Annotated in this window: 21 protein-coding genes and 2 pseudogenes; 7 read left to right on the forward strand and 16 right to left on the reverse strand. The window is 37.9% G+C overall.

What is annotated here, in order from left to right; genetic code table 11:
- The first annotated feature begins 78 nt into the window (after nucleotides 1-78).
- From IHV09_RS08240 to IHV09_RS08260, 5 genes are all read left to right on the forward strand, one after another.
- On the forward strand, nucleotides 79-963 hold the full coding sequence (locus IHV09_RS08240; protein WP_197264079.1) for a DUF4240 domain-containing protein: 885 nt from the start codon (nucleotides 79-81) through the stop codon (nucleotides 961-963).
- A 477-nt stretch (nucleotides 964-1,440) separates the two neighbouring features.
- Nucleotides 1,441-1,743, forward strand: a complete 303-nt coding sequence (locus IHV09_RS08245) for a hypothetical protein (RefSeq protein ID WP_197194129.1) — start codon at nucleotides 1,441-1,443, stop codon at nucleotides 1,741-1,743.
- A 293-nt stretch (nucleotides 1,744-2,036) separates the two neighbouring features.
- Nucleotides 2,037-3,911, forward strand: a complete 1,875-nt coding sequence (locus tag IHV09_RS08250; RefSeq protein ID WP_197264080.1) for a bacteriocin maturation protein — start codon at nucleotides 2,037-2,039, stop codon at nucleotides 3,909-3,911.
- Nucleotides 3,908-5,848, forward strand: a complete 1,941-nt coding sequence (locus tag IHV09_RS08255; protein WP_197264081.1) for a TOMM precursor leader peptide-binding protein — start codon at nucleotides 3,908-3,910, stop codon at nucleotides 5,846-5,848. Before IHV09_RS08250 ends, IHV09_RS08255 begins: the two co-directional genes overlap by 4 nt.
- Nucleotides 5,849-5,882: 34 nt before the next feature.
- A complete protein-coding gene (locus IHV09_RS08260; protein ID WP_197264082.1) occupies nucleotides 5,883-7,427 on the forward strand; it encodes a SagB family peptide dehydrogenase in 1,545 nt (514 codons plus the stop codon).
- 48 nt (nucleotides 7,428-7,475) lie between these two features.
- Here IHV09_RS08260 and IHV09_RS08265 read toward each other — a convergent pair whose 3' ends face one another.
- From IHV09_RS08265 to IHV09_RS08310, 11 genes and pseudogenes are all read right to left on the reverse strand, one after another.
- Nucleotides 7,476-8,654, reverse strand: coding sequence for a hypothetical protein (locus IHV09_RS08265; RefSeq protein WP_197264083.1), 1,179 nt, complete (start codon nucleotides 8,652-8,654; stop codon nucleotides 7,476-7,478).
- A 127-nt stretch (nucleotides 8,655-8,781) separates the two neighbouring features.
- Nucleotides 8,782-9,429 (reverse strand): SdpI family protein, encoded by a 648-nt coding sequence (locus IHV09_RS08270; RefSeq protein WP_197264084.1) that lies wholly within the window; start codon nucleotides 9,427-9,429, stop codon nucleotides 8,782-8,784.
- Nucleotides 9,429-9,701 carry an autorepressor SdpR family transcription factor gene (locus tag IHV09_RS08275; RefSeq protein ID WP_066394788.1) on the reverse strand — a complete coding sequence of 91 codons (273 nt, stop codon included), beginning with the start codon at nucleotides 9,699-9,701 and terminating at the stop codon, nucleotides 9,429-9,431. Before IHV09_RS08275 ends, IHV09_RS08270 begins: the two co-directional genes overlap by 1 nt.
- Nucleotides 9,702-9,878: 177 nt before the next feature.
- Nucleotides 9,879-9,980: pseudogene (locus IHV09_RS22795) on the reverse strand (DinB family protein); the annotation flags it as partial.
- Nucleotides 9,981-10,069: 89 nt separating this feature from the next.
- Nucleotides 10,070-10,346: pseudogene (locus IHV09_RS22800) on the reverse strand (DinB family protein); the annotation flags it as partial.
- A 13-nt stretch (nucleotides 10,347-10,359) separates the two neighbouring features.
- Nucleotides 10,360-10,857, reverse strand: coding sequence for a DinB family protein (locus IHV09_RS08285; protein WP_197264086.1), 498 nt, complete (start codon nucleotides 10,855-10,857; stop codon nucleotides 10,360-10,362).
- A gap of 143 nt (nucleotides 10,858-11,000) precedes the next feature.
- Nucleotides 11,001-12,173 (reverse strand): aminotransferase, encoded by a 1,173-nt coding sequence (locus IHV09_RS08290; protein ID WP_197264087.1) that lies wholly within the window; start codon nucleotides 12,171-12,173, stop codon nucleotides 11,001-11,003.
- Nucleotides 12,170-12,664, reverse strand: coding sequence for an Lrp/AsnC family transcriptional regulator (locus IHV09_RS08295; protein ID WP_197264088.1), 495 nt, complete (start codon nucleotides 12,662-12,664; stop codon nucleotides 12,170-12,172). Before IHV09_RS08295 ends, IHV09_RS08290 begins: the two co-directional genes overlap by 4 nt.
- A gap of 167 nt (nucleotides 12,665-12,831) precedes the next feature.
- Entirely contained in the window at nucleotides 12,832-13,476 is a 645-nt protein-coding gene (catA, locus tag IHV09_RS08300) for a type A chloramphenicol O-acetyltransferase (RefSeq protein ID WP_197264089.1), read from the reverse strand.
- A 97-nt stretch (nucleotides 13,477-13,573) separates the two neighbouring features.
- Entirely contained in the window at nucleotides 13,574-14,044 is a 471-nt protein-coding gene (locus IHV09_RS08305; RefSeq protein WP_197264090.1) for a hypothetical protein, read from the reverse strand.
- Between the two features lie 206 nt (nucleotides 14,045-14,250).
- The gene (locus tag IHV09_RS08310) at nucleotides 14,251-14,634 is read right to left on the reverse strand and encodes a DUF4871 domain-containing protein (RefSeq protein WP_370568948.1); all 384 of its coding nucleotides are present in this window, start codon (nucleotides 14,632-14,634) and stop codon (nucleotides 14,251-14,253) included.
- A 261-nt stretch (nucleotides 14,635-14,895) separates the two neighbouring features.
- Between IHV09_RS08310 and bla the strand changes: the two genes are divergently transcribed.
- A complete protein-coding gene (gene bla / locus IHV09_RS08315) occupies nucleotides 14,896-15,822 on the forward strand; it encodes a class A beta-lactamase (protein ID WP_197130117.1) in 927 nt (308 codons plus the stop codon).
- Between the two features lie 339 nt (nucleotides 15,823-16,161).
- Here the strand turns inward: bla and IHV09_RS08320 are convergent, their stop codons facing one another.
- The 5 genes from IHV09_RS08320 to IHV09_RS08340 all read right to left on the reverse strand — a co-directional run bounded on the left by IHV09_RS08320 (nucleotide 16,162) and on the right by IHV09_RS08340 (nucleotide 19,079).
- Nucleotides 16,162-17,025 carry a phosphotransferase family protein gene (locus IHV09_RS08320; RefSeq protein ID WP_197264091.1) on the reverse strand — a complete coding sequence of 288 codons (864 nt, stop codon included), beginning with the start codon at nucleotides 17,023-17,025 and terminating at the stop codon, nucleotides 16,162-16,164.
- 87 nt (nucleotides 17,026-17,112) lie between these two features.
- The gene (locus IHV09_RS08325; protein WP_197264092.1) at nucleotides 17,113-17,694 is read right to left on the reverse strand and encodes a GNAT family N-acetyltransferase; all 582 of its coding nucleotides are present in this window, start codon (nucleotides 17,692-17,694) and stop codon (nucleotides 17,113-17,115) included.
- A gap of 100 nt (nucleotides 17,695-17,794) precedes the next feature.
- Nucleotides 17,795-18,310 carry a GrpB family protein gene (locus IHV09_RS08330; protein WP_197264093.1) on the reverse strand — a complete coding sequence of 172 codons (516 nt, stop codon included), beginning with the start codon at nucleotides 18,308-18,310 and terminating at the stop codon, nucleotides 17,795-17,797.
- A gap of 189 nt (nucleotides 18,311-18,499) precedes the next feature.
- Nucleotides 18,500-18,850 carry a DUF2178 domain-containing protein gene (locus IHV09_RS08335; RefSeq protein WP_197264094.1) on the reverse strand — a complete coding sequence of 117 codons (351 nt, stop codon included), beginning with the start codon at nucleotides 18,848-18,850 and terminating at the stop codon, nucleotides 18,500-18,502.
- Nucleotides 18,840-19,079, reverse strand: a complete 240-nt coding sequence (locus tag IHV09_RS08340; protein WP_197130128.1) for a helix-turn-helix transcriptional regulator — start codon at nucleotides 19,077-19,079, stop codon at nucleotides 18,840-18,842. The genes IHV09_RS08335 and IHV09_RS08340 overlap by 11 nt, the downstream gene beginning before the upstream one ends.
- An 846-nt stretch (nucleotides 19,080-19,925) precedes the next feature.
- On the opposite strand from IHV09_RS08340, the gene IHV09_RS08350 reads away from it, so the two are divergent.
- A complete protein-coding gene (locus IHV09_RS08350) occupies nucleotides 19,926-20,885 on the forward strand; it encodes a response regulator transcription factor (protein ID WP_231618153.1) in 960 nt (319 codons plus the stop codon).
- Nucleotides 20,886-20,934 lie beyond the last annotated feature (49 nt).

Genomic DNA, 20,934 nt, shown 5'->3' on the forward strand with positions numbered 1-20,934 from the left:
ATTTTGGGCCCCCACAAAGTTGAAGAAATGGATATATAATAGGCTTAACAATAAAATGTGTTTCATTTGGAGGTTTGTATGTTTAAATCTAATAAAAATTTTCCGATTTCTGTGGGCAATGTTTATGCCGTCAAGTTACCAGATGGCCGCTATGGAGCAATCAGAATTATTGATAGACAAAATCGATCTACAACTCTCGTAACCACTCCCTATATTAGTGATAGACTTCCTACCATTGATGATGAAAAATTAAAACAAACACTAGTCCAAAATCGATTTTTCTTTGATGGACAAAAGGCGGGATCGATTGTTGATTGTAAACCACCTAAAGAGTTAATTTTTATTGGTCATATTCAGATGAAAGAAGAACGTCGCTTTCCCGGTTATAGTGGCGTTTGGGATAAAGAAACGGGAATAGAAGCTTATTATGAATGGCGCTGGAAACATGATCGAGAAAACTTTGAAAAAGAGATGCAGGAAGATAAAGAACGAATGGCGAGAGAATCACTCGCTGAAGTTCAAGCACCTAAGAAAATGATGAGTGAAGAGATGTTTTGGTTTATCATCTCTTTAGTAGATGGTGAGGATACAGAAGAAGCCATTCAGAAGTTAGCAGGACTAGGTGTACGGAATATTAAGCAGTTTGAAGAAACCTTGTCTTATAAACTCTTTCAATTAGATACAGAAGAACACGCACGAAACATTGGAGTTTATTCCTATAAGGACGAAAATGAGCATTTTTCGGTCGATTTATTTTTATATTTTCGATGCGCTGTCATTACCAAAGGAAGAGACTTTTATGAATCGGTATTACAGAACCCTATACATATGCCTGAAAACGATACGTGTGAGCCCCTACTAGATCTAGCTTCTGAAGCGTATGAGCTTCGCACAGGTAAAGACTTCGAATATGAAACGGGTTGTGATTATGAAACATTCTCCAATCGCAAGGGTTGGGAATAGCGTGACTAAGTGCTTTAGCTAAGGGGTATAATTTATGCGAAATTTGTCGAGATTTAGCAACTCGTCGATAAACGATTGAAACTTGTGGAATTATTATTCAAACTTGTGGAATTATTGACGAAATTTATGGATTCACGCTATAAATTTCTTGAATAAAGTGGTTGAATACCCTACATGGTATGTATTGTTGATAAGAACAAGCCACTAAAATGGAGCATAATTACACATTTTCTTCTAGTTACAACTTACTGTTCTCTTCAAAAAGCAAAAAGTGACTTCAAGCAAATCTTTTCCCATCACTTTATGATCATTTTAATTTACTCCTAGCCTGTGTTTTCCCAAAAACACAGGCTGTTTCTATTTCCAGCACCCAATCCTGTAACGGTGGACAGACTGTATCCATATTTTATTATGAGGAATTTGAGCAGAGATTCTCTACTCGTTCTAGATCTGACAAAAAACAAGGAGGTGTTTGTATTGGACAATAAACACCAATGGAATTTGGATGGATTAAGTACTGGAGACTTTCAAGTTAGTGGCGGTCAGCCACATCATCCCCAAGAACAGCAAGCACAAGACCCTCGTCTTATCGTTCCAGGCTGTGTAATCGGAATCTGTTTTAACTTTTGTGGAGGTTGCGCAGGTTGCGTCGGATGCGCTGGGTGCGGCGGTTGTGCTGGTCGTTGTGGAGGCTGTGGCGGTTGCGGAGGCTGCGCAGGACGTTGTGGTGGTTGCGGTGGACGCTGTGGCGGATGTGGCGGACGTTGCGGAGGCAGATAATCAGATAGATGCATTGTTCGAAGAATTTCAGGGGGCTTTGCTCAAGTTTTTGAGCATCAGTCCTCTATTTAATTTTTCACGCTGTTACAATCATGGTTTCGTCTACCTCAAGTGGACAATTCCTACAAATGTATTTTTCAAAATGACACACATACATATATTCACGGTAATTCAATTTATTCACGGTAATTGGTTTTATATTCACGTTACTCAATTACTTATTAATCATATGACATAACGGACAAGCAGAATCCATAGGTATAGATGATGAGCATTAGGTTAGGAGGGGTATTATGCCAGGCGTCACTCTCTCGATGTGTTTGAAAATCAACCGAGACACGTTCGTCTATCCACAAAATAACGGCGGCGTTTATCTCCGAAATAACGTGACTTCTATACAAATGGACGGAAATACGATTGAGCAATGGCTGCAAAAATTAATTCCTATGTTAGATGGTAACCGGTCCATGGAGGAAATTACGGACGGGCTGCCTGATCCATATAAAGAGCAAGTCTTTAAGATCGCTGAAGTGTTATACAAAAATGGTTTTGTTCGCGATACAAGTCAGGACCTTCCACATCAGCTACCTCCTGCTCTTTTAGAAAAATATGCTTCACAGATTGAATTTATTGATCACCTTAGCCACTCTGGCGCGCATCGTTTTCAAAACTATCGTGAATCGAAAGTCGCTCTAATAGGCTGTGGTCCACTTCTCACTTCTCTCACAGCTTCACTTTTACAATCAGGACTTCCTGCTTTCACAATATTTCACAGTACGGTAAACCAAAATGAAACTAAAATACTGCAAGAACAAATAAACGCTGCAAAAAAGAATGAACCTCAATCGGCCATTACACTCTTACCGTTTAATGAAAACAACTGTAAAGAAGATTTAGCAAACGTTGATTATGTTCTTTATGCAAACGGAGATGTGAACACAGACATACTCTCTATGATTCAAAATATATGCAGGGAACAATCGATATCTTTTCTACCTATTACATTACAAAATAATCAAGCTTTTGTTGGTCCTTTTGTCTTATCAGATTCTGCAGCATGCTGGAAAACAGCTTCTTTACGCTTAAACAAAAAACGCAGCGAGGGAAACAAATCCATATCATCGCGAACAGCTTCAAGCCTGCTTGCGAACGTTGCTGTTTTTATGCTGTTCAAAAAGATAACCGGCGTTCAGGAAAATTCTGAAAACTCTATCTATCAACTGAACGTGGAAACCTTAGAAGGAAACTGGCATCCGGTTTCTCCTCACCCTTTCATAAACAAAAAAATGAAGGCTGATCAGATCGATGACCCTCACTTGTTTTTAAAAGATTCACCCAACCGAGAACTTGATCTGCACTCGTTGTTTTATCAAATTACATCAAGGGAAACCGGACTATTCCGCTTGTTTGAAGAAGAAGATCTATCCCAGCTTCCACTGTCACAGTGCAGAGTAAAAGTGGCAGACCCATACGGTGAAAGTGAGCCAGAACTCATCACAGCCTCAGGCAGAACACACGAAGATGCCCGACTAGAAGCAGGTTTATCTGGACTTGAAACGTATGTGAAGAAGTTATTTCATCATTCTCCCCATAATATGAGTGTTGGTACCGGCCGGTCTGCAGCAGAAGGAATGTGTAGAGCACTGCAAAACAAGCTACAAGAAATTTTTATGAAGTCTCATAAAAAAATGCAAGTCTCTGCAGAAATTGATCCGAGATCCATTCAAGATTCATACTCCACGTTTTTGATTGGAGCACTATCAACTCTTAGTGATGAAATCAAGCTCTTTTTAGGAAAGAAAGTTCATGGTTTTCCAGTGGTATGGGTTCAGCAGCATGGTAAATGTTTCGGCTCTATCGGTCTAGATGAAAACCGTGCATTACAAAACGCACTTCAAGGAGCTCTAATGGATCGGCAAAATAAAGAAAAAGCATCTAGCAAGAAATGCATAAAGTCATCAGATACCATTTCAACCACCGCACTTCAAACGATTACCCTTTCAGAAACAAAAGAAGTACCACTAACAGAAACATTAGCATCAACTCTACAAACGTTAAAGAGCAACAACTGCAACGCAACGTTTTACACGCTGCATGCAGAACCCATTCTGAACGAAAATACTTCTGGCATGTTTGGAATCACACTCTCTTCGGAGGTTCAATCATGACTCAAAAAATCATTTTGATCGGAAATGGTAGTCTAGCAAACGAAGTCTACCAACAACTATATGAAACCTATCACATCTCTCGTTTTAAGACAGTGGAAGATGTTGAAATCAATAATGAAAAACTAGCATTAGTCCTTCATGATAGCTGGAATCCGGCTCAGCATGTTAAAGCAGAAGAATTGTTCCGAAACAGCAATATTCCATGGTTGCGAGGATTTGTATTCTTTGGTGAAGCACATGTTGGTCCATTCGTTCAGCCAGATCAACCAGGCTGCTCACAATGCGCGGATCTACGATTTTTCATGACCGGTCAAGATCGTAGAGAACATTTTCACATGAAAGACTATCAATGTTCAAAAGAAGAATTACCGCGAGATGTTTGGGCTACTAATCTCGCAATCAACCAGACAGCAGCCCTCATTTGTGATGAGGTCGAGCGTCTCATGCATGTTGGTACTCCTCTCACCCATGAACACGTATACTTGATGAACCTACAAACGTTCAAACTTACGAAGCATTTCTTTTTACCAGATCCGTATTGTGAAACATGTGGTGACATACTACTTGATACCGATGATCATGCTAAGGTTTCTCTTCAATCTAGTCCGAAAATCTCTCGAGACGTTTATCGTTGTCGTTCGATAGATGACCTTCAAAACGTATTAAGTCGAGATTATTTAGATAATCGTACGGGTCTTCTCAACTTTAAAAGATATGACTTGATCTCACCTTTCGCCGACACTGTTGTAAACCTGCCTTTGCTCTCTGGTAACGAACTGAATGCCGGCAGGACACATTCGTATGTGCATAGTGAACAAGCGGGTATTTTAGAAGGACTCGAGAGGTATTGTGGTTATGCGCCACGAGGAAAACGAACAATCGTTTACGAACCATACAACAAAGTGAAAAATGTAGCAATGAATCCCCTATCAATCGGAACTCATGCACAGGAACAATACAGTCAGCACCATTTTCCATTTCAACCGTTTGATCCAGATCGACCGATCCACTGGGTGTGGGGATATTCCTTATCTGAAAATCGCCCTGCCTTAGTACCTGAAACGTTCGCCTATTACAGCATGGGTGGAGGAGAAGGCTTCGTTTATGAGACTTCAAATGGCTGTGCAGTTGGTGGAAGTTTTGAAGAAGCCATTCTGTATGGAATCTTCGAGATCGTGGAACGCGATGCGTTTCTTATGACGTGGTACGGTGAACTGCCCATTCCGCGTCTTGACATGAAATCAATTGATGACTGGGAGCTTCAGCTCATGGTTCAGCGCATCCTCCATGTGACAGGGTTTGAGGTTCAATTATTTAATGCTACTACTGAAAACGGAATTCCAAGCATTTGGGCGATGGCAAAGAATACGAAGAACGATGGCTTAAATTTGCTCTGTGCAGCAGGTGCCCATCTTGATCCACTTAGAGCAGCCAAAGGTGCTGTTCAAGAGCTTTCTGGCATGCTTCTTAATATGGAAGAAAGCTTTCTGAAAGACCGTAAGAAATACGAAAAGATGTATAAAGACTCTAGTCTAGTTCGTCATATGGAAGATCACTCGATGGTGTACGGCTTAAAGGAAGCAGAGAAAAGATTATATTTTTTACTAGATAAGCGGAAGGTGCGAGACTTTGAAGAAGAGTTCAAACCGGTTCGTCAAACTGACAATCTTTTAGAGGACCTAAATAGTGTGCTGAAAATCTTTAAGAAACTAAATCTTGAAGTATTCATTGTGGATCAAACTGGACCAGAATTAAAACGAAACGGCCTACATTGTGTAAAAGTTATCATACCTGGCATGCTGCCGATGACGTTCGGACATCATCTTATTCGATTACAAGGGTTGGACCGCGTGCTCACGGTACCGATGAAGCTCGGATATGTGAAACAACCGTTATCACCGAACGAATTGAATCCACACCCTCACCCGTTTCCTTAAAACTGTACGATAGAAAGAAAGGGGCATTGTACACATGAACCTCGATAAGTTTTTATTCAACCTTCATTACGAGACCGCAAAGATCACGCCTCCCGATTGGGAAGTGAACTGGGAAGATGCCCCGCTTCCCTATAAACTGTACACAACAGATCTGCCTGAAGTTGAATTAACCAGAAATTTTTCTGACACGCACTCACCTAGTACTCATCCAACTCTAGCTGATCTAAGTCAATTTCTTTGGTATTCCTATGCAATCACACAAGTGAGCGAGTCGTTTCTTTCCATCGATTCAGTGGAAACGTGGATGACATATCGACGCTACGTTCCTTCTGGGGGTGCACTCTATCCGAGTGAAGTTTATCTGTATCTGAAGCTCCAAGAAATACCCACTGGCATCTATCATTACGATGCTGCACATCATTCGTTAATTTGTTTGCGTGAAGGCAACTTTGATGAGTATTTGGATCATGCTTTAGGAAATCGCTGCAATATGTCGAAATGTTTTGCAGCTGTATTTGTATCGACTTTTTTTTGGAAGAACTTCTTTAAATATCATAACTTTTCATACCGTCTTCAAGGACTCGATGCAGGCTTTTTGCTCGGCCAGATGTTAGAAATCGGAAAACGTAAGGATTTCGAGACTGGCGTTTATTATCAATTTTTAGATGGGGCAATCAACCATCTACTTGGGGTTCATGAGGATGAAGAAAGTGTGTATGCTGTTCTGCCTCTCTCCATAGACAATGAAATGAAATGGTTTGAGGATATAAAAGACGTTCAGATTACCTCAGCAAAACTATGTGAAAAGCTTGAACCCATACATCATCAACATTACATGAAGTCAAAGGTTGTTCGCCCTTATCCAATGCTGCTCAAAATGAATCAAGCATGTATGTTGCATGCTTTAACTAATGATAAAAAGCGTTCAATCAATAATGATTCTTCTCTTGTAAAGGTACCGCAAACCAACGATTTAACTTATTCGTTCTCAAAAACATGCAAAGATCGATATTCCCCAGGACAAGATTTTGTATTAAAACCACTACAATTCGAAACTCTAACACACCTTTTAAATGAACTTACTTTAATGAGTAACTATCGAAACGATATTGATCAAGATCTTTCACTCTTAACGTCCCGTGTTTCCTTACGCTTTACTTCATATGGTGTAGTTGGACTTTCTAACGGTATGTATGAATTCTGTAATTCTACTCATGAGATAAAGCAAATCTCACACGGAGATTATCGGATGTCTCAACAAAATGGACTGCTTTCCGATTTTGTGAACATGGCGCAGATCCCTCTTTCTTTTAATTTTAGCGGCAGCAACAACCACTACCAGGAACTGTACGGTTATCGAGGGCATCGGATTCAGCACATGGAAGTGGGTATCCTATCTCATAAATTACTTCTCGCTGCCTCTGCACGAAACATGAACGGTCATCCTGTTCTAGGGTTTGATGTTCCTTGGTATGATGGCTTGTTCCAACTAGGGGCTCACGAAAGAACGAGTTTGCTTCAGATTCCAGTGGGTTACCACCTGCCCCCAGCACGACTACAAAGTCCGTTAAATATGTAAAAGCCTGTGGCGATTGTGCTGTAGGCTTTAGCGTTCTATAGTGACAGATTATAGCTGATTTGGACAAACCGTACCGATCGCGATACCAAAAGGCTCAAGACCTACAGTGATCTCTCCAACGAATGTATTTGTTGTAAGATCAAGAACAACTACTGTAGTACTACCAAAATTATTGTTAGTTATATAGGCAAATTTATCGTCTGGAGTAATCGCGATATTTGCTGGAAGATCTAAATCAGGACTCGTAAGTAACGTCGTTTCACTTTTCGTTATTGTATCTATGATAGAAATTGATGGATCACTTAAATTCACGACATAAGCAGTGCTACCATCTGAAGTAATGGCTATTCCTAAAGGAGCACTTGTTCCTGGTACAATTCCTACCGGTATGAGCGTTTCAGCTAGTGTCGTTGTATCAACTGCGGACACAGAGCCCTCAAAACTATTCGTAACATAAACTTCTGCACCATTAGGAGTTACTGCAACCCCAAAAGCACCAGCAGGAGGAATTGCACCAACTGTAATAACTGTCTGTGTGGTCGTAACAAGATCAACAATAGATAGTGTTCCTTGTGTTTGATCAGTCACATATGCTGTTAGACTATCAGGAGAAATTGCTATATTAACTGGATTACTAGGTGCATTTCCTACGGGAAATACGTTAATTATAGAGTTTGTGACTGTACTGATTGCAGTAAGTGTTCCATCATTTGCATTTGTGACGTAAACCGTCGTTCCATCTGGAGTCACAGCAACTCCGGTGGGACCTCCAGGTACATCTATAGTTTTAATTACTGTATTAGTTAGCGTATCAATAACTGAAACGGTATTGCTAGTAAAGTTAGTTACATAAGCTCTTCTTCCATTAGGTGATAGCGCCACAAGTAATGGTAACTCTCCAACTGATATCGTATTAATCGTTGTATTTGTTTCCGTATCAATAACAGATACTGTGTTATCACCTGTATTTGTAACATAGGCTAACACTTGGCATGCTAGTGGCGGAACCGGGCTAAGAAATATGCCTGCGATACAATCACAGTTAGTGACAAATACTCTGCCATCTCTTAAAATTCCTGAAACACATCCTGTTCGATCATCATAATTTTGAAAGTTTATCACGATGGGAAGGGATGTGTTTTTTAATAGTATGGAAATTGAAGTGCCCGTTTTCAGTGTTTTCAATAACGCGCACGTACAATGCATGCTATGATTCGGTTCGTTCATGTTCTTCTCCTCTTTACCGTTCAATTTAGAACAAACATATATGTGTTTATTCTATGCATGTACCCCTAAATGCGTTAAGAGCATGTAAAAAGACACCTTCACTTGAAGATGTCTTCAATATCTAACTCTAGTTGTTATCTACATTCTTATACCGATTGAAAAAAACATAAGATGCAATGGTTGCGATGAGAACCGTTGATAGAACCACAACGAGCATGCCCGTAAATTTATAAATGCCTGGCAAAAAGGAGATAGCGACAAGCAGAATTCCTGCAACTACAAAGAGCTTCCCGCTCAATTGGTGCGTCTTTCTCCATGTCTTTTCGTTCGCAAGCGTCCACGGTGTGCGTACTCCGATAAAGTAGTTGTGTTTGATTCGTGGCAAATAATTTCCGAGTACGATAAAAAGTAACCCGATACCTAAGTTCACAACCAATGAGATGTCTATATTAACACCTAAACCATAGCTTATGGTCATGGATTGGAGAAGTAAGAAGAACACGTTCATAATCGTAATAAAAATCGTATAACTGCTAGAAAATTTCTTGTAGTTTTCTTTCTTCGGATCAATTCTTGGCATGAAGATAAACAACGCCATCAAAACAATCATTAACAGTGGTGGAAAGAATGCAGCATATTGCTTATCCCAATATCCATCCACCTCACCATGAATGTTCCAATGCATCGGCATTTGATCAGGCAGGTAAGGATATGCGAATACACCGATCAGTATACTAAGTGCAATAAGAAGGTAACTCCATCCATACTTTTTCATCATTTTTCCTCCTTCGTTGTAAACGTAAAATACCAGCTCATTAATTCATGAAACACTGTTGTGTTTAAAGAATAATAGATATGCTGTCCTCTTCTCTCATCATCGATTAACGAAGCATGCTTTAAGATTTTCAAGTGATGAGATACACTTGGCTTTTGCATGTCAAAATGTGAAGCGATCTCTCCTGCGGTTAGTTCATCTTCTTTTAACAGCGTTAAGATCTGTCTTCGGGTTGGGTCGGATAATGCTTTAAATGCTTCATTAAGAGACATCTTGTCACCTCAGGATGATTTCCCATTATTAGATATTTAGATAAATGTCTAACTATCTAATTACATAATATGTTTATTCTGCCTTTGTGTCAATCATTTCAGTAAAATGTGTTCAATAAAAATAAGCACATTTATTAGTTAAATAAATGTGCCTACTTCAAGGAATATTCTTCTGATTTAACGATGTGATGGCCATGATCCCTGCATTTTCCTCAGCTGCATGATCTGACCGGTATGATAAGCATCATGTAAAAAGATATCGATTAGATCACTTTCTAATTCATTCTCTTTTAATTCTTCAGAACACATCTCACTTAGCAATCTTTTTAGTTTATTGTGTACGCTTTCTGCGCGATTGGTGGTAAGATACCAGTCATCATCGTCTTCTGTTTGTTTGGTGATAAAAAAGGTATCGTTTCCATCAATTCGCGTCCATTCTTGTCCTTCCAATGTGGCAACAAGTCGTTCTTTGTAATAAATGAGATGATTGACGTTCTCCCAGATGGATTTCGTTGCTTCGCCCGGTGGTCTCCAGCTCGCTTGCCTCGCCGTTAAGCCTTCTATAGCTGGTTTGAGCGGCGCGTACCAGCTCTCTTTGTCAAACGTGGAATCTAACACTTTTAGTAAGAATTCGGCTCTGCTCAAGTTACTAACCCTCCTAATGATTTGTCGGATTTTTTATCATAGGCTCAACGAGATCTGTATCTGGCGGGGCGTATCCAAGTTGTCTGCCAATCTTTACAATCTGTCCTTTGTGATGGAATTCATGAGTCATCGTGTGCGTAAATAACCACAATGCTGTAAAGTCTGCTTGACTGCCATTTCTAAACGTCACTTCTATTGTGTGATCCCAATTGTCTTCAAATTTGTCGAGAAATTCATAGACCAACTCATCTGTTTTTCTGAAAAGCTCACGCATCTCTTGAACGTTATGTATGGACTCGGGCGTAATATCTGGAAGTGACTTTCCAAGAGCACGATCACCGAGCCATCCTTGATAACAACCTGCTACGTGGGCATGTAGGCTGAGAACAGATTCACCACTAAATCCTTCAAGTTTCTTTTCATAATCAGCTGAATCTAATGTCTCGCAATATTGAAAAAGAGTCTCTCTCGTTGAACGTACCCAATCATACTGAGTTCTGAACAAATTCATACTCTCACTCTCCTTTTTGAACTTACGAATACTTCCCTATCGTTAAGTAGATTTCCTTCTTAAAGGGTTTAAGAATATGACGTTAACCTCGTTAAAAAAGATGCATTCCTTGTGCTAGGAATGCATCTTCGATAAAGAAATGCTTATAACGTTTGTAAAAACCGGTCAATTCTGCGCATTGCCTCTTCAAGCTTTTGAACAGAGGTCGCATAGGAACAGCGAACATGCCCCTCTCCACTCTCTCCAAAAACACTGCCTGGTACAACTGCCACCTGTTCTTTCAACAGAAGCTGTTCGGCGAACTCTTCCGATGACAGTCCTGTCTTTTCAATGGAAGGAAATACATAAAATGCACCACCTGGAACATGGCATGATAAACCCATCTCTTCTAGAGCATGAATGACTAAACTACGGCGCTGCCGGTAGCTTTCTTTCATTTTCACTACATCTCTCTGCCCGTTAACGAGTGCTTCAAGGGCAGCATGCTGAGCCATTGTAGGAGCGCACATCATCGTATACTGGTGGATTTTTAGCATAGCTTGCAAGATAGCTTTAGGTCCGCAGGCAAAGCCCAAACGCCAACCCGTCATAGCAAATGCTTTTGAAAATCCAGAAATCAAAATCGTGCGGTCACGCATATTGTTCACTGCAGGAAAACTCGTATACGGTTCATCGTACGTAAGTTCAGCATATATTTCATCTGAAATAACGAGCAAATCATGCTTCTCCACTACCTCCGCAATCCTCTCCAAATCACTTTTAGATAAAACAGTGCCTGTAGGATTATTCGGACTGCACAACATAAGTACTTTCGTTTTGTCAGTGATAGCCGCTTCGATTTGTTCAGGCTGAAGCTTGAAATCATCTTCACTGTAGGTATTTACGGGCACAGGAACACCACCGGCGAGTGTAACCGTTGGTGCGTAGGAGACAAAACTTGGTTCTACAACAATAACTTCCTCTCCTGGGTTAAGGACCGCTCGCAATGCTATATCAATCGCCTGTGAAGCACCGACAGTAACGACTATTTCTTCTTCCGCACTATACATAACACCAAAACGTCTTTTCATATATCGAGAGATCTCTTTTCGGAGCTCAAACAACCCAGCGTTAGCTGTATAAGCCGTATAGCCTTGTTCTAACGAGTGATAACTTGCTTCAATCACATTCCATGGTGTAACGAAATCCGGCTCACCGACACCAAGGGAAATAACGTTTTCCATAGAAGAAGCAAGGTCAAAGAAACGACGAATACCAGACGGCTGAATGGATTGCACGGTATTTGATAGATATTTTGAAGTAGGTTCAGTGATCATGGTGACACCACAATTCGTTTATCCTCATCATTATCACTAAATACAAGGCCGTCATGTTTGTATTTTTTTAAAATGAAATGAGTGGTTGTTGAAATGACTGAATCGATAGTCGAGAGTTTTTCCGAAACAAATCGTCCAACTTCCGCCATCGTTTTCCCTTCGATCGATACTGACAAATCGTAAACGCCGGACATGAGATATACCGCTTTAACTTCAGGAAAACGGTAAATGCGCTCCGCCACTTTATCAAAGCCAACACCTCGTTTTGGTGTGACCTTTACATCGATCATAGCTGTTACAGCACCGTCTTCGGTACCTTTCGTCCAGTCGATAATGGCCGAATAGCCTAGAATCACTTTTTCTTTTTCAAGCTTGTCTAGTATTTGTTTTGTTTCATCATCTGTAATTCCCATTAACCTTGCGATTGTTGCTGTTTCAAGACGTCCATTTTTTTCAATGAGTTGTAATAATTCACGTTCTGTAGAATTCAAATCAATCACTCGCTTTTAGTAGAATATGCAGACCATTATAACAAACCCTATAATTTAATCCACTTGGAAATTATTTAATAAATGGATATCTGTTAGATTTTATAGTTACGATACAAATACTCCGTATCATACATTGTAGCTCTGTAACGCTCTTACCCTGGTTCTATTTAAAGCCATTCATAGCAATCGTCAGCTAAATGCTGTAACTCTTCTATGAAAATACTAGCGTGATATCCGTCACATACCGCATGGTGCACTTGTAAAGATAATGGAAGCAATATTGTCGAATCCTGTTTAAAATATTTTCCACTTGTTATAATCGGTAACAAATAACTGTTCCCCTCATTTATGTTCAAGTTGAATCCTGTAAAGCTAACCCAAGGAATCATGGATATCGGAAATGAATTTGGTGGTTCATTCTGTTTCGTGAATAGCCCCTTTATGCTAGAATATCGCTCTATATCACCATTATAGTTTTTGTAAAAACGATGAAAATGATCGGAATACTCTGTCCAAATGCTCGAGAACGATTTGTTATCACTATGAAAGATTGTATAGCTCGGCAGCATCTCTTCCCAATAACCTAGTGTTCCATCCTTAAAACAGGTGCGGAATTCTTTATGAGAATTAACAACTTTACTAACCATGTGAATGAAAGTCGGATAAAACGTAATGCCTTTTTTCCGAATCTGTTCAAGTAAGCTTGTAATGTTAATATTTACGGTCAAGCTAAAGGTGCATTTTTGACGTAAATAGTGTTCAAAATATGGAGTTCTATCCCAATTCTCTTTATTGATTGCATGAAATGTCATGTATTTCGCCTCCTGAAATATTTTTTTAAGTTTCAGGAGGCTTACTTATCTGCTTTCACCATTATTCTCACCTCTCAAATTTCACTGAGTGCACTAGTTATTCTACTTTAATATTAGCAACGAACTCTGTATCACCTTGATCAGAATCAAAGTCTATTTCTAGAACATAATTACCCTTTTCTTTAGGGAAAAAGAAAGTCTTGTCAGCATCATTTAACATTGTGAGATCCTCACCTTTTCGAGCTACCACACCAATACTTACTCCCGAATATGGATTCATTCCTTCGATCTCATTTTGTTCAATGATTAAAAACCCGCTACTTCCAGGGTTAACGGAAATTTGCTTTTCTTTTGCAGCAAGTTCTTTTAAACTTATGTATTCTTTATCATATTCACCTTCCGTAAAGTTCCACTTTCGATTTCCTTCTTTAAGTTTATATAGCTCATCGCCCACCTGAAGAAATGCTTCTGGAGGACTTTCATAGTAATCTTCACCAATACAGCCTGTTAACAAAAAAGGAGTAAGAAGCAGTGTTGCTAGAAAGGTTACGCTTTTGGATTTATTCATATTTAATATTCCTTCCCTTACTAACCTTTAACAGTAATGAATTATTAGAAAGTATTTTTCTTTACCTAAACCGTTTAAAACGATTAAAAAGTTTGTAACTACGAAGTCAATTTCCTTTAATGATTCTGTACATATGTTTAACAACATTCAATAAAAAATGCACTTCTCCTTCTTGAAGAAATGCACCCGCAGTGGAATATAATTCGTTAATTACTATGCACTTTAACATAAACTGAACCAAACAATTTATCATCAACGTACGCATTCAACTTCCACATCCCTGAATGAGGCAGTGACATCATCGAAGGGATATGTGCATCAGCTCCATTGTTTGATCCGCCTACAACTGAATCTACAAGAGACACTTCTTCATCTGTTTTTTGTGATGTGGCAATAACTTTAAACGGCTTACCAGGTAAGTCTTCAGATTCCCACAAATGCCACATATACTTCTGCTCTTTGTTAGGGAAAAATCTAGTGACTTCTGAGTCATCGTAAATAAAACCTATCTTATCTTTTTCACCAATCATCGTATAACTACCAGACTCAAATAAGGTACTTTCTTTCCAACTATCTTGATTACATGCCACAAGGACTAAGATACATATAATTATAAAAATGACTTTTCTCAGACAAGATTCCCCCTTTCTTTACGGATAACTGCTTTTTCTAAAGTTTCTCCTGTTTCTACAGCACCGCCTGGTAGAGTAACCATATAAAACTCGAACATTCTTATTGTTCTAGTTTTCAATACTTAAGTTTGATTACAATTTATGTTCATTGTTGATATATTAGTTATCATAGATTTATTATTTGAAAGAAAATAATTAATAGAAAGAGGTTGAATTTTTATGAAATCGTTGAGCAACATATTTCGTTCATCCACTTTTAGAAAAATTGTCCCTGTTCTATTTCTTTCTAGTGCAACTCTTGTAGGTTCAATCAGCCATGTTGATGCCAAAGTAACAAGACCCGATGAACAAGGAACTGCAAATCATCATGTTTTTTCCAAGCTTGAGGAAAAATTTGATGCGAAACTTGGAATCTATGCTTTGGATACTGGTACCAACCAAACCGTAAACTATCATCCAGATGAACGTTTTGCTTATACATCTACTCATAAGGCTCTAGCTGTAGGAGCACTATTGCAACAGAAATCAATAGAAGACCTTAATCATACAATTACCTATACACGCGAGGATCTTGTTACTTATAGTCCGATTACCGAAAAGCATGTTGATACCGGGATGACTCTTAAAGAGCTTTCGGATGCTTCTCTTCGATACAGTGACAATACTGCTGGAAACCTTATTCTTAAACAACTGGGAGGACCAACTGGATTTAAAAGATCACTGGAGGAAATTGGTGATTATGTTACCTACCCTAAACGCTATGAACCTGATTTAAATGAAGTTAATCCCGGTGAAATTCACGATACAAGTACACCAAGAGCACTTGCTACTAGTCTTCAAGCATATGCTCTGGGAGATATACTCCCAACAGAAAAACGCGAACTATTAATAGATTGGATGAAGAGAAATACTACTGGAGATGCCTTAATTCGAGCAGGAGTGCCAAAAAGGTGGGAAGTAGCTGATAAGACTGGGGCAGGATCATATGGTACGCGAAATGACATTGCGATCATTTGGCCGCCAAAAAGTGACCCTATCGTTCTTGCTGTACTTTCCAGTCGTGATCAAAAAGATGCTGATTATAACGACAAGCTTATTGCTGAAGCAACTAAAGAAGTAATAAAGATTCTTAAAGTAAAAAAATAACAAAGGTTACGTCCAAAGGATGAAGTAAATAAGCGTTTTAAAAAATGCAGGATAACTTTTATCTTGCATTTTTCTTTGCTCTTTTAAACTGTGTTGTACGAATAGAAGAGTTCATAAGATATTTTCTGTTTCGAAACGAAGGAGGCTCTTATGATAAACTTTTTTTCTATCAATCGTTTAAAAGGGTACCAGAAACTATTATTTATCATAATCCCACCTTTCAAATTAATTATTAACTACAGCATTATAATGGTGCATTTTACTTCTCTAGAATCGCACCCTAATGTTAAATAAAAAATGACTAAGCTAAAAAACTATGTTCATTAAGCCACCGTATTCTTAGAGATATTCTTTTATTCCGTTTTCGAAGGCACGATTATCGTTATTTATCAAACCATGCAACGCTTCTTGTAAAGCAAACGTGCTCTTATAAAATGTAACACGCTGAGCTATTTCTGAACCATTTGGATAAAGGTCTATACACTTGTTAAAGAAATCCTCACCATAACTTGATAGTATTCCTGCAAAATCAAAGGCAGGATCACCAATACGGGTACCACCAAAGTCTATGACCCCTGAAATTTCACAATTTTTGGGGTTCCATAAGATATTCGAAGCTCCAAAATCTCCATGTATAAGAGTCGTTTTTAAATGTTCTTCATTATTAAGGAAACTCTCAAATGAATAAAAGATATCCTTTTGAGCTTTTTCATTGATAAACGGAAAGAGCTTGTCCTGTATATTTTTAAAGAGTTCTTTCATTTCTTCATAAGGGTTACGATCTTTTAATTCTAGATCCCTATTCAACTTCTGTTTTGATATGGAATGAATTTCAATTAAAAATGTTACGAGTTGTTTTGCAAATTTTATTGAATCCACATTATCAACTCTAACTAAATGTTCATTCCAAAAAGGATCACCTTCAATACGTTCATAACCAGTAAATACTTTACCAGGTTCTAATAGGTCAAATGACTGATATTTTGGACATGGAATTGGGATGGATATTGTGCCCCTAATAAGTTCTAAGATTTTCGTTTCTTCTATTAAACTTACAATTCCTTTATCGTACTTGGGAAATCTGAATACAAGAGAATTGTTAATTATTAAAACATCGTTATTTTGACCAATATCATTAGGATAAACATCCTCAATTAAAAGTTCAGGATAGACTGCTTGAATACGTTCAATATAATCATTCATTAGTATACTCCTTGTTTTTCAACCTAACATTTATTATTTAGTGCTTCATTTAAGCACCCTTTTCTTGAAGACTTGAATTAATTACCTTTAACTCAAGCTGGGTTCATTTGTTTTAGAGTAAATACAAGTGTCTGTCAGCATGCTGCCATCTGCCGATAGGTCATCATTCCTTAAAGTACCTTCAAATGTAAAACCAAGTTTTTCTGGTATAGAGCGACTTTTAACGTTTCTTGATTCACATCTTATTTCAATCCTCTTAAATGCGAGGTGATTTAACCCAAAGTTAACTAACTCCTTTACAGCTTCGGTCATATATCCATGTCCGCTATGTTTTGTATGAATCCAGTAGCCCATCTCACATTTTGGAATATCCCAGTCAATCCTGTGTAGGCTAGCTGTTCCAATAAAGTCCTTCCCTCCATCTTTATCAAACATAAGAAAACGAAAATCTTCTCTTTTTAAAAATTGTATATGAGCATTTCTTAATAGTATTTCGGTTTCTTCAACACTAGGGATTTCTTGAAAGAGTGAAAGCCACGCTTTTAATTCATCAAACAAATCTTTTATGGCTTGGTGCACAGTCTCTCCATCTCCAGTTTGAAGTGGTGCTCGAAGAATTAGTCTTTCCGTTTCTAATTGTAAAGGAATATCTAATAACAAGGGGTTCATCGTATCTTCCTCGCCTTTATTATTTTAGATTAATTATGAAAAGCAGTAAGATCATTTCTACTTTTAAAAAAATGCACCCAATAGCGGAAGAACAAGGATCTTAGTTTTCTTTCCAGATAACCGCTTTCTTAATTAACTCATCAACAAATACTTCTTTAACTTCTTGATATTTATGCGTATCATCAGGGAACTGTTTTGCCAACACCTTTTTAAGATCTCCGTATTTTTTTGCATCTTCTGGATTGTTGTTTAGGTAATCTTTGAATGTTAAATGTGTTTCAATGTTTTCATTTCCAAGTTGAAAAATATGAATGTGATGGGATCTTTTACGTTTCCCTTTTGTAAAATATCTTCTTCCTGTTATTCCATGTTCATTCCTTGGTTCATATCCTAAAGAAAACATTTCCTCATTGTATAAATGAACTTTCTCGATATCTTTTACAACGATTAAGATATCAATGATTGGTTTTGCATAACCAACTAAAGGTAATGATGTACTACCTATATGATAAATTTCAATCAGCTCATCTTTAAAAATTCTTTTAAGTTTACTTTCTTCTTTTAAATAAGCGTTCTTCCATTCTTCAGTCCATGGAAGTATCTCTGTCTTTCTCACCAGAATTTACTCCTCCCGCATAAAATCCCACTTCTTCACAAGCGCCTTCCATATTCCCATGCCTCTGTAATTTTAATAATACGACGTTTAATGATAGTTTCCTTTCCAACAATCTAGTCAAGTTATGCTAGTTACAATTCAGCCACATAAAAAAACGCAACGAATTTCGTTGCGAGCTTCAACCATATTTTACGAAAAATCCCTTTTATATTGAACGGCCAAATAAATGCCACATGCTAGAATGGCTAGTGCGTATTTGTATAAGAAGAAGATGTTCGCCATATACTCAGTAGGAAAAACGATGTCACAAAGAATGATTGTCAACAGCATAAAGTAGCTGCTCTTCAGATAAATGTTTTTTGTCCGTTCATCTTCATTCCCCATCTTCTTATAAAACACATAGGCTAAAACCATACTAACCATTAACAATAAAAAACCAATTCCTAAGAGAATGTTCCAATTGCCAGTAGACTGTTCAGCCCATGACTTCAAAGGATAAAAAGCTACACCAGGGATATCTGAAATCGACTTAATTTCCATTTTCATCAATTCCTTTCTTATAAGTAAAAATATCGTTTACATCCACTTTAAAGAATTCAGCAATTCGAAAAGCTAACAACAGAGTGGGTACATAATTTCCCTTTTCCATTACAAAGATGGTTTGTTTGGAGACCCCGACTTTTTCTGCTAATTCTTGCTGCGACAATCTGGCAAGTACACGATATTCATAAACCTTATTTGAAATGGAATCACCAAAATCTTTCTTCATGACATCACCTCTTCTATTTAATTATAAACTAATTTCTTACAAAAAGTAAAGTAAACTTATACTTTGTTTTAAATTACTTTAATTTTTAATCAAATTACTTTGATTTTAATGAAAATCTCTATTATAAAAAAACCTGAAAGAAACATTAGTACATTAAGTTATATATTTTTATGGGATTTTCCATGTATCCATATAAAGCACGCCTAACTTCATTTGCCGTATGTTGAAATAGATGTTGATTAATTACCCACAACAACGAAAAAAGGCCGTGGTTTATTTAACCACAACCTTTTAACTAACACTATCTTGTTTATCTATCTTGTCCAAGGAGCATTTTAATGACCTCTAGTGATTTACCATGATAGCCTTCAAGTTCGAGGACCTTAAAGCAGTAATTTTCTACGAATGCCTCGTCTCCCTTTGCAATGTCCAAGTTTTCTAATAGAATTCATCCACCAATCGTATCTACATCTTCATCACTCAGGTGGAGACCAAAAAGGTCATTCACCTCACTGAACAATACCTTACCATGAAGAACAGTCTTATCTGACCCAATTGACACGCAGAAATATATTCGTCTAGGTTTCGGATTACAAGGAGTTGTGTCTTTTTCAGAAAGGTCGGTAAGTGAATATGAAGAAAAGGCTTTCCTTATGAAATAGATTGAGTATTTAATTTTCAGTGAGTAGAATTAAGAGATGCGGCAATCATGACTGCTATGAAGCTAAAAAATGTAATCTATGTGCTAATTCCTTCTATATTATCAAACTTCTAAATGATAATGTTATGAGGGAATCATAATGTTTAAACCAGCTTACGAAAATGTAATTAAAAGGAAAAGAAAGGATGAGAAAAATGGCATGTTTTACTATCGATGAACAAGTGATTAATGGCGAGTCGCTTCCCTTATTTTCCCTTACCGTCAACGATTCGCAGGCAACATCAGTTTACAGTGATGCTGATGTGCAGGCTAAGTTGGTGAAAATCCTACGCAGCAATACTAGCATCCCCGTTCTTGATCTACAGGAGGGGTTATACATGCGCCTGTCAGTAGAAGACAATATCGCTTTTTTTAAAAAATGGTTCGAATGTAAAATGCCATTACCTCAAATTCTGGTGGAGTTTGAACTGCATACATGTGCAAAGAAAGCTTTGGACAAATGCTCCGAATCTGAAATTCGACGAGTATACTTTGCTAAATATTTTATAAGCGGATACAAGAAAATGGCATTCCTGGAGCCGATACACGGTGTTGATGTTATAACAGTTAATACGTTTATTAATATGCTTCAAAAAATAAAGCATCTACAGATACCTGTGCTTATTTTAGTATCCAGCATGGAACATGCAGTTTTACTTGGAGATAGTGTGTACAAGCTTCAACAAAATGGGTTGCAAGAAGTTGAAGTTGATGAAATGGCCACATTACAGCCTGAAATGGAAAGTTCCACAGAACCATTTGTTGCAAATCTATTCAAAATTTCTGCACGTGTAGGAGATAAAATAATTCTATTTGATCCGACAGAGATCGATTATATCGAAAGTCAGGATGGAAAGACAATGATTATTATTAATGAGGAATCTTTTGCGATGGAATACACACTGGCTGAAGTAGACAAGAAGTTAGAGGTTTTTGGATTTTATCGTTGTCACCGGTCCTACATAGTAAACCTGCAAAAGGTACGTGAGATTATTACATGGTCAAAAAACACGTATTCACTCAGAATTAGCAATAAGGTTCAGTCAACTATTCCCCTGTCTCGTTCTAAAATTCAAGATATCCAGGAAAAATTAATCCTCAAATAGACACAGTTCACCTTAACTAGAAGGTCTTTTTAAAGATACTTTAACTTGA

Origin of the sequence: Fictibacillus sp. 23RED33, from assembly GCF_015903925.1 — a bacterium.
Taxonomy (GTDB): domain Bacteria; phylum Bacillota; class Bacilli; order Bacillales; family Fictibacillaceae; genus Fictibacillus; species Fictibacillus phosphorivorans.

Coding starts and splice junctions, on each gene's coding strand:
- IHV09_RS08240 (WP_197264079.1), top strand. CDS start 79: ATGTTTAAATCTAATAAAAATTTTCCGATTTCTGTGGGCAATGTTTAT.
- IHV09_RS08250 (WP_197264080.1), top strand. CDS start 2,037: ATGCCAGGCGTCACTCTCTCGATGTGTTTGAAAATCAACCGAGACACG.
- IHV09_RS08255 (WP_197264081.1), top strand. CDS start 3,908: ATGACTCAAAAAATCATTTTGATCGGAAATGGTAGTCTAGCAAACGAA.
- IHV09_RS08260 (WP_197264082.1), top strand. CDS start 5,883: ATGAACCTCGATAAGTTTTTATTCAACCTTCATTACGAGACCGCAAAG.
- IHV09_RS08265 (WP_197264083.1), bottom strand. CDS start 8,654: ATGAACGAACCGAATCATAGCATGCATTGTACGTGCGCGTTATTGAAA.
- IHV09_RS08270 (WP_197264084.1), bottom strand. CDS start 9,429: ATGAAAAAGTATGGATGGAGTTACCTTCTTATTGCACTTAGTATACTG.
- IHV09_RS08275 (WP_066394788.1), bottom strand. CDS start 9,701: ATGTCTCTTAATGAAGCATTTAAAGCATTATCCGACCCAACCCGAAGA.
- IHV09_RS08285 (WP_197264086.1), bottom strand. CDS start 10,857: ATGAATTTGTTCAGAACTCAGTATGATTGGGTACGTTCAACGAGAGAG.
- IHV09_RS08290 (WP_197264087.1), bottom strand. CDS start 12,173: ATGATCACTGAACCTACTTCAAAATATCTATCAAATACCGTGCAATCC.
- catA (WP_197264089.1), bottom strand. CDS start 13,476: ATGACATTTCATGCAATCAATAAAGAGAATTGGGATAGAACTCCATAT.
- IHV09_RS08305 (WP_197264090.1), bottom strand. CDS start 14,044: ATGAATAAATCCAAAAGCGTAACCTTTCTAGCAACACTGCTTCTTACT.
- bla (WP_197130117.1), top strand. CDS start 14,896: ATGAAATCGTTGAGCAACATATTTCGTTCATCCACTTTTAGAAAAATT.
- IHV09_RS08320 (WP_197264091.1), bottom strand. CDS start 17,025: ATGAATGATTATATTGAACGTATTCAAGCAGTCTATCCTGAACTTTTA.
- IHV09_RS08325 (WP_197264092.1), bottom strand. CDS start 17,694: ATGAACCCCTTGTTATTAGATATTCCTTTACAATTAGAAACGGAAAGA.
- IHV09_RS08335 (WP_197264094.1), bottom strand. CDS start 18,850: ATGGAAATTAAGTCGATTTCAGATATCCCTGGTGTAGCTTTTTATCCT.
- IHV09_RS08340 (WP_197130128.1), bottom strand. CDS start 19,079: ATGAAGAAAGATTTTGGTGATTCCATTTCAAATAAGGTTTATGAATAT.
- IHV09_RS08350 (WP_231618153.1), top strand. CDS start 19,926: ATGAGAAAAATGGCATGTTTTACTATCGATGAACAAGTGATTAATGGC.